A 14,795-nucleotide genomic window follows, 5' to 3' on the forward strand; every position below is an offset into this window, starting at 1 on the left:
GACTCAACTCTACGAGCACCGATCGCTACCCTCGTCGCCCATGACGCCCCGCACTCCCGCCGTGGTCGTCGTCGACCTCGCCGGCGGGGTGCTCGACCCGCACACGCCGGTGCTGCGCGCCGACGACCCGCTCATCGCGCGCGGCGACGGCGTCTTCGAGACCCTGCTGGTTCGCGACGGTCGCGCGTGCCTGCAGAACGCTCACCTGGCCCGGCTCGCCGCCTCCGCCGCGACGATCGGCCTGCCCCCGCTCGACGACGCGGGCTGGCGGGCCGCGATCGCGACGGCCCTCGCGCAATGGTCGGGTGGTGAGGCGGTGCTGCGGCTGCTCTACGGGCGTGGCGGGGGAGAGTCACCGACGGCGGTGGTCTCCGTGTCGGCAGTGCCGCAACGTGTCGCTGCAGCTCGGCGCGACGGCGTCGCCGCCGTGACGCTGGATCGCGGGTTACCCGGGCTGGGTCCCGTCACCCCCTGGTCGCTGGCAGGCGTCAAGTCGATGTCGTATGCGGTGTTCGCCGCCGCGCAGCGCGAGGCCGAGCGGCTCGGGGCGTCCGACGTCGTGCTGGTGGGGTCCGACGGTCGCGTGCTGGAAGGGGCCCGCTCGAGCGTCGTCGTCGCGCCGGAACCCGGTGTGCTGCGCACCCCCGCCCGGTCCGCGCCGATCCTGCCCGGCACCACCGTCGACGCCCTGTTCGACGTGGCCGCGCGACGCGGATGGCGGTGCGAGAGGGCCGCGATCCAGGTCACTGATCTTGGTGTCGCGCAAGGCCTCTGGTTGTTGTCGAGTGTGACGTTGGCGGCCCGGGTGCACACCCTCGACGGCGTGGCGCTGCCGGATGCGCCGATGGCCGCGGAAGTCGCTGAACTGGTCGATCTCGGTGTCGGTGAGCAGCCCTGATCGCTATGCGCGAAATCCGGTTGTCGACCCCAAGATCCGGGAGTACGGTCGCTCGTACACAAGAGAGGAGGTGGTCCAAGATTTCGAGTGACATATGGACATGTGAGGTGGCTGCCCGCTAGCAGCACCGGGAGTGATCGTCGCTCACGCGCATCGACATGCCTGCGCGCGCTAGCGAATTCCCGGCGGTCACCCGGCCCCCGAGCCCCTCGGTAGTCCACCGAGGACGTACGGCTCGGGGGCCGCTCCATGTCTGGGGCACCCGCACGGCCTACCGTGGCGGCATGCGTCGACTGTCGCTCGTGCCCATCGCCATCGTCGTGCTGGCCCTGCTCCCGCCCTCGGCGCCGCTGGCGTTTGCGGCGACCCCCGACTGGTCCGGGCTGGACGCCACCGACTACGCGGGCACGATCGGCGCGCCAGGCACCCTCATCGAATCGGTACCGCTGGATCCCGCCGTGTCGCTGCCCGGCGCTGGCTCCGCCTACCGAATCCTGTACGCCACGACGAACACTCACCAGCGGCCCGCAGTGAGCACGGCCGCAGTGTTCCTGCCCGCCGGAGCGCCGCCGGAGGGCGGGTGGCCGACCGTGGCCTGGGCGCACGGAACCACCGGCCTCGGCGACGACTGCACGCCCTCGGCGCTACCGCGCAGCGACCGCGACGACGGCTACCTCGACCACTGGCTCGGGGAGGGCTACGCGGTGGTCGCCTCCGACTACACGGGCCTCGGCACTCCGGGTCTGATGAGCTACCTGGACACCGCCACCACGGCGCACGGCATCGTCGACTCCGTCATCGCGTTCCACCAGCTCGCCGACCGCACGGGCGTCGCACTGTCGCCGCGCTGGGCGGTCATCGGCCAGTCCCAGGGCGGTGCGGCCGCCGTCGGCACCGCGCACTACGCAACCGAGTTCAGCGCGGGCAGCGGGCTCGACTACCGCGGTGCCATCGCCACCGGCACGCCCGCCTTCATCGACGAGATCGTCGGCAAGGCCGGCCCGGACATGGTGCTGCCACCCGAACTCGGCTCGGTCGCCAGCGCGTACTCGGCCTACATCCTCGCCGCATTCCGGGAGGCGCGACCCGACCTCGACGTCGACGCCGTGCTGTCCGCCGAGGGCAAGGACGCCATCGCGAAGGCCGAGGTGGCGTGCGCCGCCGAACTCGCGACCGCCCTCACCGACACTCGGCCCAACGAGTTCTTCGTGGCGCCGCTGGCGTCGGTGCCCGGCGCCGGGCCGGCGCTCACCGACTACCTCGGGATCCCGACGAGCGGGTACGACCGGCCGGTCTTCCTCGGCGTGGGGCTGCGTGACAGCGACGTGCCCCCGTCGTCCTCACTGCGGCTCGACGAGGCGATGCGCGCCAACCGCCAACCCGTGGAATTGCACGTCTATCCCGACCAGGACCACAGCGGGACGGTGGTCGCATCGGTGCCCGACTCGACGCCGTTCCTCCAACGCATCATGTCCTGATCTACGACGCGGGGCCGGGCGCCTTGTCCGCGCACGCCTGCTGCGCCTGTGCCCACGTCTGCGGATCGACGCCGGGTGGCGCTGCGGGACCCGCCGGGGGAGTGTCGACGCCGTGCTCGGCAAGGCATTCGGCATAGGCGCCGTGACCGGACGAGGCCGGGGCGCTCGACGGCGCAGGGGCCGACGGTTCCGCCGGCTGGTCCGTGGAGCCGCACGCAGCCAGCAGGCCGACGACGACCAGCGCCGCACCCACCCGGGCCGGACCGGTCAACCGACGAACCGCGTCAGACGTGCCGAGAGGTGCGGAACGAGGCCGCCGTCGGCGTCGACGCGCTCCTCGACGTAGGCGAGGTCGCCGCCGTCGACGATGCCGTAGAGCCGCTTGGCGCCACCCACCAGCACGCCGGACTTGCTGCGCGCCAGCGCATCGGTCACCAGCTCCCAGGACGCCTGGTTCAGTGGGGTGCCGTAGAAGAGTTCGACGAAGCCGGTGGAGTGTGCGAGCAGCAGTTCGATCGCAGTGGTCTCCGACGGGTCGGCCGGGTCGTTGACGAAGCGCCAGTAGCCCGTCTCGCGCAGCCCGGGTACCGCGGCGTCGTCACCCTCGGCGTCATCGGCGTCGGACAGCCGCCACGACCGCGCTTCCCAAATCAGGTAGTCGCCGCCGTCGTGGGACACCACGATCTGCTGGCCGAAGCGGTAGTCGCCGTCGGCGTCACGCCCTTCGCCGGTGCCACGCCACACGCCCACCAGCGGCAGCAGGGCGAGCAGGGCGTCGTTCAGCGACACGCCCTCTCGCAAGTTCGCGGTATCGGCGGGCACGGGCAGGTCGTCGAAACCCGGCACGTTGCGCAGCGCCGTCTCCCTGGCACGCTCCGCGGCCGCGGCAACGGCGCGATCGGCGGACCCGTGCGTCACCGCGCCCGGCGTCGTGTCGTCGGAAGTCACCCCTCGTCAGTGATCAGGCGGTAGAGAGCGTAGACCGCGAACCACGCGATGACCACGCTGACCACGACGAGAAGGATCTCGAAGAACAGAATCACGGATTCAGTCTAGTTCCCGCGGCGGTGCCCCGGCGCGCCGGGACACCGCCATCGTCGTGCCTCGCCGGTTTCGTCGTCAGGCGACCTTGACGTCGACTTCGTGGATGCCCGCGCCGGACGGGGCGACGGTCGCATCGCCGTTGCCGACCTTCGACAGCGCGCGCAGCGTCCACGTGCCGGGCGCGGCGAAGAACCGGAAGTCACCCGTCGCCGACGCCACGACCTCGGCGGTGAACTCGTCACTGCTGTCGAGCAGGCGCACGAACGCACCGCCGACGGTCTGTCCCGAGCCGTCGACGACGCGACCGGTGATCACCGTCTCCTTCTCGAGGTCGACGCCTGCGGGCAACGTCAGTCCTTGTTTCGGTGCAGAGCACATATCAGCTTCCCAACTCGATCGGGGCTCCCACGAGGGAGCCATATTCCGTCCAACTGCCGTCGTAGTTCTTGACGTTCTTGTGACCCAACAGCTCCTGCAGCACGAACCAGGTGTGCGACGAGCGCTCACCGATGCGGCAGTAGGCGATGGTCAGCTTGTCGCCGTCGAGGCCGGCGTCGGCGTAGAGCTTCGCCAGGTCCTCGTCGGACTTGAAGGTGCCGTCCTCGTTCGCGGCCTTGCTCCACGGCACGCTGATGGCGGTGGGGATGTGGCCGGCGCGCTGGCTCTGCTCCTGCGGGAGGTGGGCCGGGGCGAGGATCTTGCCGGAGAACTCGTCGGGGGAGCGCACGTCGACGAGGTTCTTCTCACCGATCGCGGCGATCACCTCGTCGCGGAACGCGCGGATGTCGTTGTTGGGGGCCTTGGCCGAGTACGACGTGGCGGTGCGGTTGGGGACGTCGGTGACCAGCGGGCGACCGTCGAGTTCCCACTTCTTGCGGCCGCCGTCGAGCAGCTTGACGTTCTCGTGGCCGTACAGCTTGAAGTACCAGTAGGCATACGCCGCGAACCAGTTGTTGTTGCCGCCGTACAGGATCACGGTGTCGTCGTTGGCGATTCCCTTGTCCGACAGCAACTTCGAGAACTGCTGCTGGTCGACGAAGTCACGCTTCACCGGATCCTGCAGTTCGGTCTTCCAGTCGATCCGGACGGCGCCTGCGATGTGGCCGCCCTCGTAGGCGGTGGTGTCCTCGTCGACCTCGACGAAGACGGTGTTGGGGGCGTCGAGGTTGTTCTCGGCCCACTCGGTGGTGACCAGGACGTCGGAACGTGCCATGAAGAAGGGTCCTTTCGGATGTGCGGTTATGACGACGGTGCGGGTGCCCGGCGCAGGCGTGCGACGAGCGGGTACAGCTGGCAGCCGAGGCAGATGCCGAAGGCGGCGTTGAGGAACGCGGCGACGAGTGCGAACGCCGTCGCGGCGAGGCCCACCGGACCCCACCCGACGCCGAAGGCGACGGCGCCGACCACGGCGAAGAACAAACCCACCGACTGGGCGAACTTGAGCGGGGGCACCGGCTCGGTCTCGGTGACGGGCCGCAGGCGGGGTGCGATGACGCTGGCGAACACCCGACCGTAGGGATTGCGGCGAGGGCCGCCGACCGCCCCGATGGCGAACACGACTGCCTGTGCGGCGAGAACGACCGCCGCCGCGGCGTAGCTCGCCACGGAGGCGAACAGTGCCGCGACGAGCACGGCCGTCGTCACCCAGGCGGTGAAGCGGGGACCACGAACGTCGACCTGACCTATGTTCTGGTTCGGCACGTTGATGCTCCTTGGAATGCTGTGGTCACAGGGCTGGGGGCACACCACATGGGTCTGCTCCGAGTGCGGCTCTAAACGGCGCGGCTACTCAGCAGCTACGACAACAACAGCAACAACCCGCAACGCGGCACAGGTCCACTGCGCGGCGCTTGGTGAGCAACTGCTCGAGGCGGGCTGACACGTCCGACATACTACCCAATCGCCTACCGATGACGAAGTCGTCAGGCCAACAGTGGTTCGAGCGCAGACCGCAGGTCAGCGGCCTTGGGCACGCCGGTCATGCGGAAACGCGGGCGACCGTCGGCGCCGAACACGATCGTCGTCGGCAGCGACATCACCGAAAGGCGCCGCGCCGCCTCCGGATTGGCATCCATGTCGATCTCGACGTGCGCGACGGCAGGCAGCTCGGCGCAGACCTGCTCCACCACCCGACGCACGGCCACGCAGGGTCCGCACCAGGTGGCCGTGAAGTGCAGCACCGTCGGTCCGGTGGTCGACAGGCCCAGACCCGAGGTGTCGACGTCGGCGGCCTTCTCGGCGTCGCGCAACATGCCCGCGCGCAGCGTCACCAGCCTCCCGACGACCAGTGCGACGCCAACCGCGGCGATCAGCACCGCGATCACGACGATCATCGAAGAACTCATGTCTGATCGAACCCGTCCAGCGTCACTGTTACTCCCTCGGCGATGCCCTCCACGATGATGTCCGAACCCCTGGCCCCGCCGCTGGTCGGTGCGATGCCGAAGGGCAGCTTCAACCCGGGTATCGACGCACTGAACGCGGCAAGCACGGCCGCCAGCTCGTCGTCGGGTACCTCTTCATCGGCGGTGCCCGGTCCGGTCAGCACTCCGGTCGGGGTCAGCAGCACCGTGGTCTGATCCTCGCCGACCATCGTGAGGTCGACCGAGATGCTCACCTTCTCCTCGAAGCCACTGGCCGTCGGCGTACCGGTGAACACCAGCCCGCGGCTGTCGGAGATCCCCGACTCCGTCGTCCCGCCGGTGGAGTCGTTGGTCTCGCGCGTCGGCGCCTCGACGAGCAGGTCCTTGATGCCCATGTATCGGCCGAGGTGGGTCGAGTCGACGATGATCCGGCTCTCGATCTTGCCGATCGGCAGCGTCGCCTCCGGTCCGATCAGCCAGGAGGACTTGGCGAGGTCCACGTCGTGCAGCGTCGTCTCGAGCGACGCCTTGCCCACGACCGGATGATCCACGCCGCCCGCGCGGACCTCGACCTCCCCGTACTCGTGGTCGAGAGCCTGGGTGACGAAGGGAAAGCCCAGGACACCGACCCAGGGGTCGAAGCCGAGGTCGTTGGCCGTGCGGAGGCTGCGGGCCCACCGGTACTCGGCGTAGATGGCGGTGCCGAAGTCCACGCCCACGGCCGCCACCACGAGTGACGTCAGAGCCGCCACGAGTCCGATCAGCAGCCTGCGCACTCCGACATTCTGGCCCATCGGGTACAGCTCACATCTCTCAGCGCGGCTAATTCGCAGGTGGCACGCTATCGTTGGACGATCGCTGGCCGGTAACGGCCACGTGTCAGCCATGAATCTGGGCTGTGACCGGGCTTCGTCGGTGTCGTTGGCGCCGTCGACGGGCTCGCGACGGTGCCGGAGGCATGATGGAGGACCCGTTGGACTTATTACTACTGACCGTCGACCCGCAACCCGAGTCGGTCCTGCCGTCACTGGCGTTGTTGGCGCACACCGTGCGTTCGGCGCCCACCGAGGTCTCCTCGCTGCTGGAGGCCGGAAACGCCGACGTGGCGATCGTCGACGCGCGCACCGACCTGGCCGCTGCCCGCGGGTTGTGCAGACTGCTGGGCTCCACGGGTACCTCGGTGCCCGTCGTCGCCGTGGTCAACGAAGGTGGACTGGTCGCCGTCAACACCGAATGGGGCCTCGACGAGATCCTGCTGCCCAGCACCGGCCCCGCGGAGATCGACGCCCGGCTGCGCCTGCTCGTCGGCAGGCGGGGCGGCGGAGCCGACCAGGAGAGCGTCGGCAAGGTCAGCCTCGGGGAACTCATCATCGACGAGGGCACCTACACGGCCCGGCTGCGTGGCCGTCCGCTCGACCTGACCTACAAGGAATTCGAGCTGCTCAAGTATCTCGCGCAGCATGCCGGCCGGGTCTTCACCCGCGCGCAGCTGCTGCAGGAGGTGTGGGGTTACGACTTCTTCGGCGGCACCCGCACGGTCGACGTCCACGTGCGACGGCTGCGTGCCAAGCTCGGCCCCGAATACGAGGCGCTGATCGGCACGGTGCGCAACGTCGGATACAAGGCCGTGCGACCGGCGCGCGGCCGATCGCCCGCCGCAGGCACCGACGTCACCGACGACCTCGACGACGACTACGACACCCCCGACGCCGTCCCCGACGCGTTCGGCGACCCGCTGCGCGCGCAGTGATCGCCTGGCGCCAAGAGCTGTCGGACGCCGAACAGCGCACCATCCGCACCATGATCGACGCCGCGACGGCGGCCGACGGCGTCGCGCCGGTCGGTGACGGCGTACTGCGCGAACTCCCGCACGCCCGCACCCGGCACCTGCTGGCGCTCGACGACTCCGACCTGGCTTCGGACGACGTCGTCGGCTACCTGAACCTCACTCCAGGCTCCGCGGACACACCCGCGATGGCCGAAGCGGTCGTGCACCCGGGTGCCCGGCGACGCGGCTTCGGCTCGGAACTGATTCGCGCCGGGCTCGCCGAAGGCGGCGACGGCGCACGCATCTGGGCGCACGGGAACCTCGAACCCGCCAGGGCAGTGGCGTCGGCGTTGGGACTGACCAACGTCCGCGAACTCTGGCAGATGCGCCGCCCGCTCGCCGACCTCCCCGAGGTGACGGTGGCCCCCGGAATCCAGCTGCGCACCTACGCCGGGCCCAGCGACGACGCCGAACTGCTCCGGGTCAACAACGCCGCGTTCTCGTGGCACCCCGAGCAGGGCGGCTGGACCGAGGCCGACATCGAGGAGCGCCGCAGCGAGAAGTGGTTCGACGCAGCGGGTCTGTTCCTCGCGTATGACACTTCCGGCGGGCAGTTGCTCGGGTTCCACTGGACGAAGGTCCATGGACCCGATCTCGGCGAGGTGTACGTCGTCGGGGTCGATCCGGCCGCGCAGGGGCGTGGTCTCGGAGCGACGTTGACGCTCGTCGGCCTACACCATCTGCGTGACCGACTGGGGCCCTCGGCGACCGTCATGCTCTACGTCGAGGCAAATAACTCGCAGGCCGTGAAGACGTATGAACGGCTCGCTTTCTCGGTGTCGAGCGCGGACGTGGCGTACACCACCAGTTAGCCGCCTAGCTGTGAAATCGCTGAGGCTGTTCACCGCTCGTTCACCTGCCATCCCCAAACCGTCCATGACGGACGCATACGTTGCCGGAGAGTCTGAAGCCGTCAATCGAAAGTGGGATCAGTGAAGCTCAATCGCATCGGTCGCAGTACCGGAACGCCGCTTGCCGTGGCGATTTCAGTGACCGCCGCCTCCGCCCTCCTGCTGACCGCCTGTGGCAGCGACAACAACGCGGGCACCTCGTCGTCGAGCGCCTCGGGCAGCTCCTCGTCGTCGGCCGACTGTGGCGGCAAGACCTCCCTGACCGCCGAGGGTTCGACCGCGCAGCAGAACGCCGTCGCAGAGTTCAACAAGGTCTGGCAGCAGGTCTGCTCCGGCAAGAACCTCTCGTACAACCCGACCGGTTCGGGCGCGGGCCGTGAGCAGTTCATCGCCAAGCAGGTCGACTTCGCCGGTTCGGATTCCGCGCTGAAGGACGAGCAGATCGCAGCCGCCGCCGAGCGCTGCGGTGGCAACCCGGCGTGGAACCTGCCGCTGGTCTTCGGACCCGTCGCCATGGCCTACAACATCGAGGGCGTCGACAAGCTGGTCGTCAATGGCGACGTCCTGTCGAAGATCTTCCAGGGCCAGATCACCAAGTGGAACGACCCGGCGATCGCCGCGCTGAACGCCGACGCCAACCTGCCGGACGTCAACATCACGCCGGTCTACCGCTCGGATTCGTCGGGCACCACCGACAACTTCCAGAAGTACCTGGGTGCCGCGGCGCCGCAGGCGTGGACCAAGGGCGCGGGCAGCGAGTTCCAGGGCGGCGCGGGCGAGGGCGCGCAGAAGTCGTCCGGCGTCGTGCAGGCCGTGCAGGCCACCCCGGGTGCGATCGGCTACGTCGAGAAGGGCTTCGCTCAGCAGGCCGGCCTGCCGATGGCCCAGATCGACAACGGCGCAGGCGCCGTCGAGCTGACCGACGAGACGACGAAGAAAGCCATCGACACGGCCAAGTTCGCCGCGGAGGGCAACGACCTCACGCTCGACCTGAACTCGATCTACGGCACCAAGGACGCCGGCTCCTACCCGCTGGTGCTCGCGACCTACGAGATCGTCTGCAGCAAGGGTTACGACGCCGACACCGCCGCGGCGGTCAAGTCGTTCCTGACCGTGGCTGCCAACGAGGGTCAGGCCAACCTGGGACCTGCCGGTTACGTGCCGCTGCCGGATGCCTTCAAGGAGCGCCTCCTCACGTCCATCAACGCAATCGCCTAGTTCGCTACCTAGCGCACCAGCACCACAACGGTGAGGATGGGGTCCGGAATACATGACCGATAGGGTCACCGACGGGATGACAGTGACGACACCAGATCCAACGGGTGCCGGGTCGGGTGAGGCCATTGCCGCGCCCTTCCCCGAACCGGACCCCATCTCCACCAACCCCAACAAGGGCAGCAAGGTCCGCTTGGGAGACCGGATCTTCGGCGGCCTCGCCGAGGGTTCCGGCATCCTGATCGTCGTCCTCATCGGCGCGATCGGTGTCTTCCTGCTCATGCGCGCCATCCCGGCGCTCACCCGCAACGAGGTGAACTTCTTCACCTACGGCGGGAACTGGATCACCACCGACACGTCGGCGATGACGTTCGGCATCCTGGACCTGCTCCAGGTGACGGTGTTCGTGTCGGTCTTCGCGCTGGTGCTCGCGATGCCGATCGCGCTCGGCATCGCCATCTTCCTCACGCAGTACTCGCCGAAGCGTCTCGCGGGTCCGCTGGCCTACATGGTGGACCTGCTGGCCGCGGTGCCTTCGATCGTCTACGGCGTGTGGGGCCTCTACGTGCTGGCGCCGGTGCTGAAGCCGGTAGCGGTCTTCCTCAACGAGAACCTGGGTTGGCTGTTCCTGTTCAAGACCGGCACCGCCTCGGTGGCCGGTGGCGGCACGATCTTCACCGCGGGCATCGTGCTGGCGGTGATGATCCTGCCGATCATCACCGCCGTGACGCGTGAGGTGTTCGTCCAGACGCCGCGCGGAATCATCGAGGCCGCACTCGCTCTCGGCGCCACGCGCTGGGAGGTCGTGCGCACCACGGTGCTCCCGTTCGGTCTGTCCGGCTACATCAGCGGCTCGATGCTCGGCCTGGGCCGCGCGCTCGGCGAGACCATCGCGCTGCTGATCATCCTGCGCGGCACCCAGACCGCGTTCGGCTGGTCGCTGTTCGACGGCGGTTACACCTTCGCCAGCAAGATCGCTGCCACGGCAAGCGAGTTCAACGACCAGTACAAGGCAGGCGCGTACATCGCCGCAGGCCTGGTGCTGTTCATCCTCACGTTCGTGGTGAACTCGGCGGCGCGTGCCGCGGTCGCCGGAAGGGGCGCCAAATGACTTCCACGCTGGACCGCCCGGTCAAGCAGCCGACCTTCCAGGGCGTCAGTGCGCGCCGGAAGCTGACCAACAACGTTGCGACCGTGCTGGTCTCGGTGTCGGTGCTGATCGCACTGGTACCGCTGCTGTGGGTGCTGTACTCGGTCATCACCAAGGGCGTCTCGGCACTGATGCAGCCGCAGTGGTTCACGAACTCCCAGGGCGGCATGACCGCGTTCTCGCCCGGTGGCGGCGTGTACCACGCGTTGGTGGGAACGGTGCTGCAGGGCGTCGTGTGCTCACTCATCTCGATCCCGATCGGCATCATGGTCGCGGTCTACCTGGTGGAGTACGGCGGCGGCACCCGGCTGGGCAAGGTCACGACCTTCATGGTCGACATCCTCACCGGCGTCCCCTCGATCGTCGCGGCGTTGTTCATCTACGCGCTGTGGGTCGCCACGCTGGGCTTCGAACGCTCCGGTTTCGCAGTGTCGCTGGCACTGGTGCTGCTGATGATCCCGGTGATCGTGCGTGCCACCGAGGAGATGCTGCGCATCGTCCCGATGGACCTGCGCGAGGCGAGTTACGCACTAGGCGTGCCGAAGTGGAAGACGATCGTGCGCATCGTCATCCCGACCGCGCTGTCGGGCATCGTCACCGGCATCATGCTGGCGCTGGCCCGAGTGATGGGCGAGACGGCGCCGCTGCTGATCCTGGTGGGCTACGCCCAGGCGATGAACTTCGACATGTTCGGCGGGTTCATGGGCTCGCTGCCCGGCATGATGTACGACCAGATCTCGGCAGGCGCGGGTGCCAACCCGGTGCCGACCGACCGGCTGTGGGGCGCCGCCCTGACGCTGATCCTGCTGATCGCCATCCTCAACATCGCGGCCCGGTTGGTCGCCAAGATCTTTGCCCCCAAGAAGGTTTAGGAGTTCTGCCGTGGCCAAGCGCCTCGATCTCAAAGACGTCAACATCTACTACGGCGCGTTCCACGCCGTGTCCAACGTCGCGCTGTCGGTGCAACCGCGCAGCGTCACCGCGTTCATCGGTCCGTCGGGCTGCGGCAAGTCGACCGTGCTGCGGACGCTCAACCGCATGCACGAGGTGATCCCCGGCGCTCGCGTCGAGGGTTCCGTGTTGCTCGACGGCGAGGACATCTACGGAGCCGGCGTCGACCCGGTCGGCGTCCGCAAGACCATCGGCATGGTGTTCCAGCGCCCGAACCCGTTCCCCACCATGTCGATTCGCGACAACGTGGTGGCCGGGCTGAAGCTGCAGGGCGTTCGTGGCAAGGCGCTCGACGAGGTCGCCGAGCGTTCGCTCAAGGGCGCCAACCTGTGGAACGAGGTCAAGGACCGCCTCGAGAAGCCGGGTGGCGGCCTCTCCGGTGGTCAGCAGCAGCGCCTGTGCATCGCGCGTGCGATCGCCGTGCAGCCCGACGTGCTGCTGATGGACGAGCCGTGCTCGGCGCTCGACCCCATCTCCACGCTGGCGATCGAGGACCTGATCTCGGAGCTGAAGCAGGACTTCACGATCGTGATCGTCACGCACAACATGCAGCAGGCCGCACGCGTCAGCGATCAGACCGCGTTCTTCAACCTCGAGGCGACCGGCAAGCCCGGCCAGCTGGTCGAGATCGACGACACGGAGAAGATCTTCTCCAACCCGACTCAGAAGGCGACCGAGGACTACATCTCGGGCCGCTTCGGCTAGGGCCGGCTCAGGGGACCAGCACGACGCGGGTTCCCGACGGCTCGGTCGCCGTCCACGCCTGCTCGACGTCGCGCAGTGCGCGCGTTGCGGTCTCGAGGCGCAGTTCCCCCGAGGCGACCATGTCGAAGATGCGGGGCAGCGCCTCGGTGCGGGCGTTCGACATGACCTCCGGCGGCACGCTGCCGATGCCCACGCCCGACAGGACGATGCCGGTTCCGCGGAGGATGCCCGAGGGTAGCTCGATCGGATCGCCTGCGATGGAACCGATCTGGACGAATCGCGTGGCGTGGTAGTGCGCTGCTGGGTGGCTGTCGGCCAGCGCGGCGAGGGTCGTGGCGGCGGGCTGACCCCACAGGTAGTCGAGCACGGCGTCGAACGGCCGCTCGGCGTGCAGCGCACCGACGCGCGCGGCGAGGTCCTCGTCGCGCATCGCGATCGCATCGTCGGCGCCCGCGGCGCGCAGCCAGTCCAATCGGCCTGAGTCGCGGCCGGCGACCACCACGCGACCGGCGCCGAACACGTTCTTGGCCAACTGCGCCGCCATCGAGCCCGTGACGCCGGTGGCGCCGAGGATCAGCACGCGGTCACCCTGCCGAACGTTGGCGGCGTAAGAGAGGGCCGTCCACGCCGAGATGCCCGGATTGGGCACGGCCGCACCGGTCACCGAATCGACCGCCTCGGGGATGTCGACGAGACCGGCGGTGCCGACGAGTGTCCGCTCGGCCATCATCCCGTGGGGCGCCAGCGAGGTCCCGTACACCCGGCGACCGTCGGCGAGGCGGGCGACGCCGTCGAAGCCCGGGACCGCCGGGAGGGGGACTTCCTTGCTGGCGTAGTGCGTCCCGGAGACCAGGGCGCGCGTGAGGTTGGTCAGTGCGGATGCCTCGACAGTCGCGACGACGGCGCCATCGCGTTCCTCGGGCTCGGCGATCTCGGTGTACACCGGGGTCGCGCCCCACTCCTCGACGACTGCTGCGAACACGAGCGCCTCCATTGTTTCCGGTAGAACGGTTTCTATGGAAACAATGTACGGCGGCGCCGGTGGGCTGCCAAGATGGTTTCCGTGAAAACCAAGTCGGCGCTGGTGGCGGACGTCAACGAGTTGCTGATCGCGGTCAAGGACAAGCTTGAGTCGGACGAGGATGGGGACGCCGAGCGGGACTACATGGTCGAGCGCTGCCCGCCCCGCCTCGAGGGCGCGGTGCGTTCGCTGCCCACCCTGGCCATGCACCTGTTGGCACACCTCGCCGACGGCGCGACGGGCGTGGTCGGGCTCGCCGCACGCTCGGGGCAACTCAAGGGCACGGTGTCCAAGCACGTGCAGCGCCTGGTAGAGGCGGGGCTGGTGGTGCGCACGCCGATTCCGGGCAACCGCAAGGAGATCGAACTCGCGCTGTCGAAGGACGGCGAATTGGTGGTGGCAGCGCACGCCGCCATGCACGAGGAGATGGCCGACGGCGTCGGCGAGTTCCTACGGCGGTACGAGAATGCCGAGCTGGAGGTGATCGCCAAGGTGCTCCGCGACCTCACGGCGGCCCGCAAGGTCGGCGTCAGGCTGGTGCTCTAGAGCGGGGTTGGGACTTCCTCTTCCGACGGGAATTGGCCGGTGACCTGGAAGATGACCCGGCGGGCGACCTCGACGGCGTGATCGGCGAAGCGCTCGTAGAAGCGGCTCAGCAGCGTCACGTCGACTGCCGCGGTCACGCCGTGCTTCCACTCGCGGTCCATCAGCACGTTGAAGAGGTGACGGTGCAGGTCGTCCATCGCATCGTCCTCCTCGCGGATGCGGGCGGCCTTCTCCGGGTCGCGAGTGAGCAGTACCTCCTGGGCGCTGTTGCTCAGTTCGACTGCGACCCGGCCCATTTCGGCGAAGTAGCCGTTGACCTCCTCCGGCAGCGCGTGCTGCGGGTGGCGGCGGCGGGCGATCTTGGCCACGTGCAGCGCGAGCGCCCCCATGCGGTCGAGGTCGGCGACGATCTGGATCGCGCTGACGATCGAGCGGAGATCCCCGGCAACCGGCGCCTGCAGCGCGAGGAGCACGAACGCGGACTCCTCGGCACTGACGCTCAGCACGCTGATCTGATCGTGGTCGGTGATCACCTGTTCGGCCAGCGCCAAGTCGGCCTGCAGCAGGGCCTGGGTCGAACGCTCCATGGCGGCACCGGCAAGGCCACACATCTCGCCGAGCTGTTCGGACAGGGCAGCCAATTGCTCGTGGTACGCGGTACGCATGAAGGCCAGCCTACGTTCCGAACTGGTGAAACGTCACGACGCCGCAGGTGAACGTGCGGTGAATGGCGTCCCCGCGCTTC

General features: G+C 68.6%; 19 protein-coding genes. 9 read left to right on the top strand and 10 right to left on the bottom strand.

The features are described 5' to 3' along the window. The first annotated feature begins 40 nt into the window (after window positions 1-40). Both G6N61_RS24300 and G6N61_RS24305 read left to right on the top strand, forming a co-directional pair. Window positions 41-898, top strand: coding sequence for an aminodeoxychorismate lyase (locus G6N61_RS24300; RefSeq protein ID WP_163922240.1), 858 nt, complete (start codon window positions 41-43; stop codon window positions 896-898). Window positions 899-1,182: 284 nt separating this feature from the next. Then, window positions 1,183-2,376, top strand: a complete 1,194-nt coding sequence (locus G6N61_RS24305) for an alpha/beta hydrolase family protein (protein ID WP_163922242.1) — start codon at window positions 1,183-1,185, stop codon at window positions 2,374-2,376. 1 nt (window position 2,377) lies between these two features. On the opposite strand, the gene G6N61_RS24310 is transcribed toward G6N61_RS24305, so the two are convergent. The 8 genes from G6N61_RS24310 to lmeA all read right to left on the bottom strand — a co-directional run bounded on the left by G6N61_RS24310 (window position 2,378) and on the right by lmeA (window position 6,577). After that, window positions 2,378-2,647, bottom strand: a complete 270-nt coding sequence (locus tag G6N61_RS24310; RefSeq protein ID WP_163922244.1) for a hypothetical protein — start codon at window positions 2,645-2,647, stop codon at window positions 2,378-2,380. Continuing rightward, entirely contained in the window at window positions 2,644-3,324 is a 681-nt protein-coding gene (locus G6N61_RS24315; RefSeq protein WP_163922246.1) for a heme-binding beta-barrel domain-containing protein, read from the bottom strand. The genes G6N61_RS24310 and G6N61_RS24315 overlap by 4 nt, the downstream gene beginning before the upstream one ends. 171 nt (window positions 3,325-3,495) lie before the next feature. Beyond that, complete coding sequence (locus G6N61_RS24320) at window positions 3,496-3,798, bottom strand: DUF1416 domain-containing protein (RefSeq protein ID WP_070355064.1); 303 nt, start codon at window positions 3,796-3,798, stop codon at window positions 3,496-3,498. Window position 3,799: 1 nt separating this feature from the next. Then, a complete protein-coding gene (locus G6N61_RS24325) occupies window positions 3,800-4,633 on the bottom strand; it encodes a sulfurtransferase (protein WP_163922248.1) in 834 nt (277 codons plus the stop codon). 26 nt (window positions 4,634-4,659) lie between these two features. Further along, the gene (locus tag G6N61_RS24330; RefSeq protein ID WP_163922251.1) at window positions 4,660-5,121 is read right to left on the bottom strand and encodes a DUF4395 domain-containing protein; all 462 of its coding nucleotides are present in this window, start codon (window positions 5,119-5,121) and stop codon (window positions 4,660-4,662) included. Window positions 5,122-5,209: 88 nt separating this feature from the next. After that, complete coding sequence (locus G6N61_RS31355; RefSeq protein ID WP_372481198.1) at window positions 5,210-5,311, bottom strand: Ms5788A family Cys-rich leader peptide; 102 nt, start codon at window positions 5,309-5,311, stop codon at window positions 5,210-5,212. A 31-nt stretch (window positions 5,312-5,342) separates the two neighbouring features. Beyond that, complete coding sequence (locus G6N61_RS24335; protein WP_163922254.1) at window positions 5,343-5,765, bottom strand: thioredoxin family protein; 423 nt, start codon at window positions 5,763-5,765, stop codon at window positions 5,343-5,345. Then, window positions 5,762-6,577, bottom strand: a complete 816-nt coding sequence (gene lmeA, locus G6N61_RS24340; RefSeq protein WP_163922257.1) for a mannan chain length control protein LmeA — start codon at window positions 6,575-6,577, stop codon at window positions 5,762-5,764. Before lmeA ends, G6N61_RS24335 begins: the two co-directional genes overlap by 4 nt. Window positions 6,578-6,756: 179 nt before the next feature. Between lmeA and G6N61_RS30980 the strand changes: the two genes are divergently transcribed. The 6 genes from G6N61_RS30980 (at window position 6,757) to pstB (ending at window position 12,483) form a co-directional block, all read left to right on the top strand. Beyond that, a complete protein-coding gene (locus tag G6N61_RS30980; RefSeq protein ID WP_276078088.1) occupies window positions 6,757-7,533 on the top strand; it encodes a winged helix-turn-helix transcriptional regulator in 777 nt (258 codons plus the stop codon). Next, window positions 7,533-8,423, top strand: a complete 891-nt coding sequence (gene mshD, locus G6N61_RS30985) for a mycothiol synthase (protein ID WP_264076836.1) — start codon at window positions 7,533-7,535, stop codon at window positions 8,421-8,423. The genes G6N61_RS30980 and mshD overlap by 1 nt, the downstream gene beginning before the upstream one ends. 120 nt (window positions 8,424-8,543) lie before the next feature. Next, window positions 8,544-9,680 (top strand): phosphate ABC transporter substrate-binding protein PstS, encoded by a 1,137-nt coding sequence (gene pstS, locus G6N61_RS24350; RefSeq protein WP_163922263.1) that lies wholly within the window; start codon window positions 8,544-8,546, stop codon window positions 9,678-9,680. 52 nt (window positions 9,681-9,732) lie between these two features. Then, on the top strand, window positions 9,733-10,788 hold the full coding sequence (gene pstC, locus G6N61_RS24355; RefSeq protein ID WP_163922266.1) for a phosphate ABC transporter permease subunit PstC: 1,056 nt from the start codon (window positions 9,733-9,735) through the stop codon (window positions 10,786-10,788). Further along, on the top strand, window positions 10,785-11,699 hold the full coding sequence (pstA, locus tag G6N61_RS24360) for a phosphate ABC transporter permease PstA (RefSeq protein ID WP_163922269.1): 915 nt from the start codon (window positions 10,785-10,787) through the stop codon (window positions 11,697-11,699). Before pstC ends, pstA begins: the two co-directional genes overlap by 4 nt. A 10-nt stretch (window positions 11,700-11,709) precedes the next feature. After that, entirely contained in the window at window positions 11,710-12,483 is a 774-nt protein-coding gene (gene pstB / locus G6N61_RS24365; protein ID WP_163922272.1) for a phosphate ABC transporter ATP-binding protein PstB, read from the top strand. Between the two features lie 7 nt (window positions 12,484-12,490). Here the strand turns inward: pstB and G6N61_RS24370 are convergent, their stop codons facing one another. Next, window positions 12,491-13,465: a quinone oxidoreductase family protein gene (locus G6N61_RS24370; protein WP_163922275.1), complete on the bottom strand. Its 975-nt coding sequence runs from the start codon at window positions 13,463-13,465 to the stop codon at window positions 12,491-12,493. An 81-nt stretch (window positions 13,466-13,546) separates the two neighbouring features. Here G6N61_RS24370 and G6N61_RS24375 point away from each other — a divergent pair, with 81 nt between their 5' ends. Then, entirely contained in the window at window positions 13,547-14,050 is a 504-nt protein-coding gene (locus tag G6N61_RS24375; RefSeq protein WP_163922278.1) for a MarR family winged helix-turn-helix transcriptional regulator, read from the top strand. Here G6N61_RS24375 and phoU read toward each other — a convergent pair. Then, window positions 14,047-14,715, bottom strand: a complete 669-nt coding sequence (gene phoU, locus G6N61_RS24380; RefSeq protein ID WP_163922281.1) for a phosphate signaling complex protein PhoU — start codon at window positions 14,713-14,715, stop codon at window positions 14,047-14,049. The two genes, G6N61_RS24375 and phoU, sit on opposite strands and share 4 nt — an antisense overlap. Between the last annotated feature and the right edge of the window lie 80 nt (window positions 14,716-14,795).

Source organism: Mycolicibacterium arabiense (assembly GCF_010731815.2).
GTDB classification, from domain to species: Bacteria; Actinomycetota; Actinomycetes; order Mycobacteriales; family Mycobacteriaceae; genus Mycobacterium; species Mycobacterium arabiense.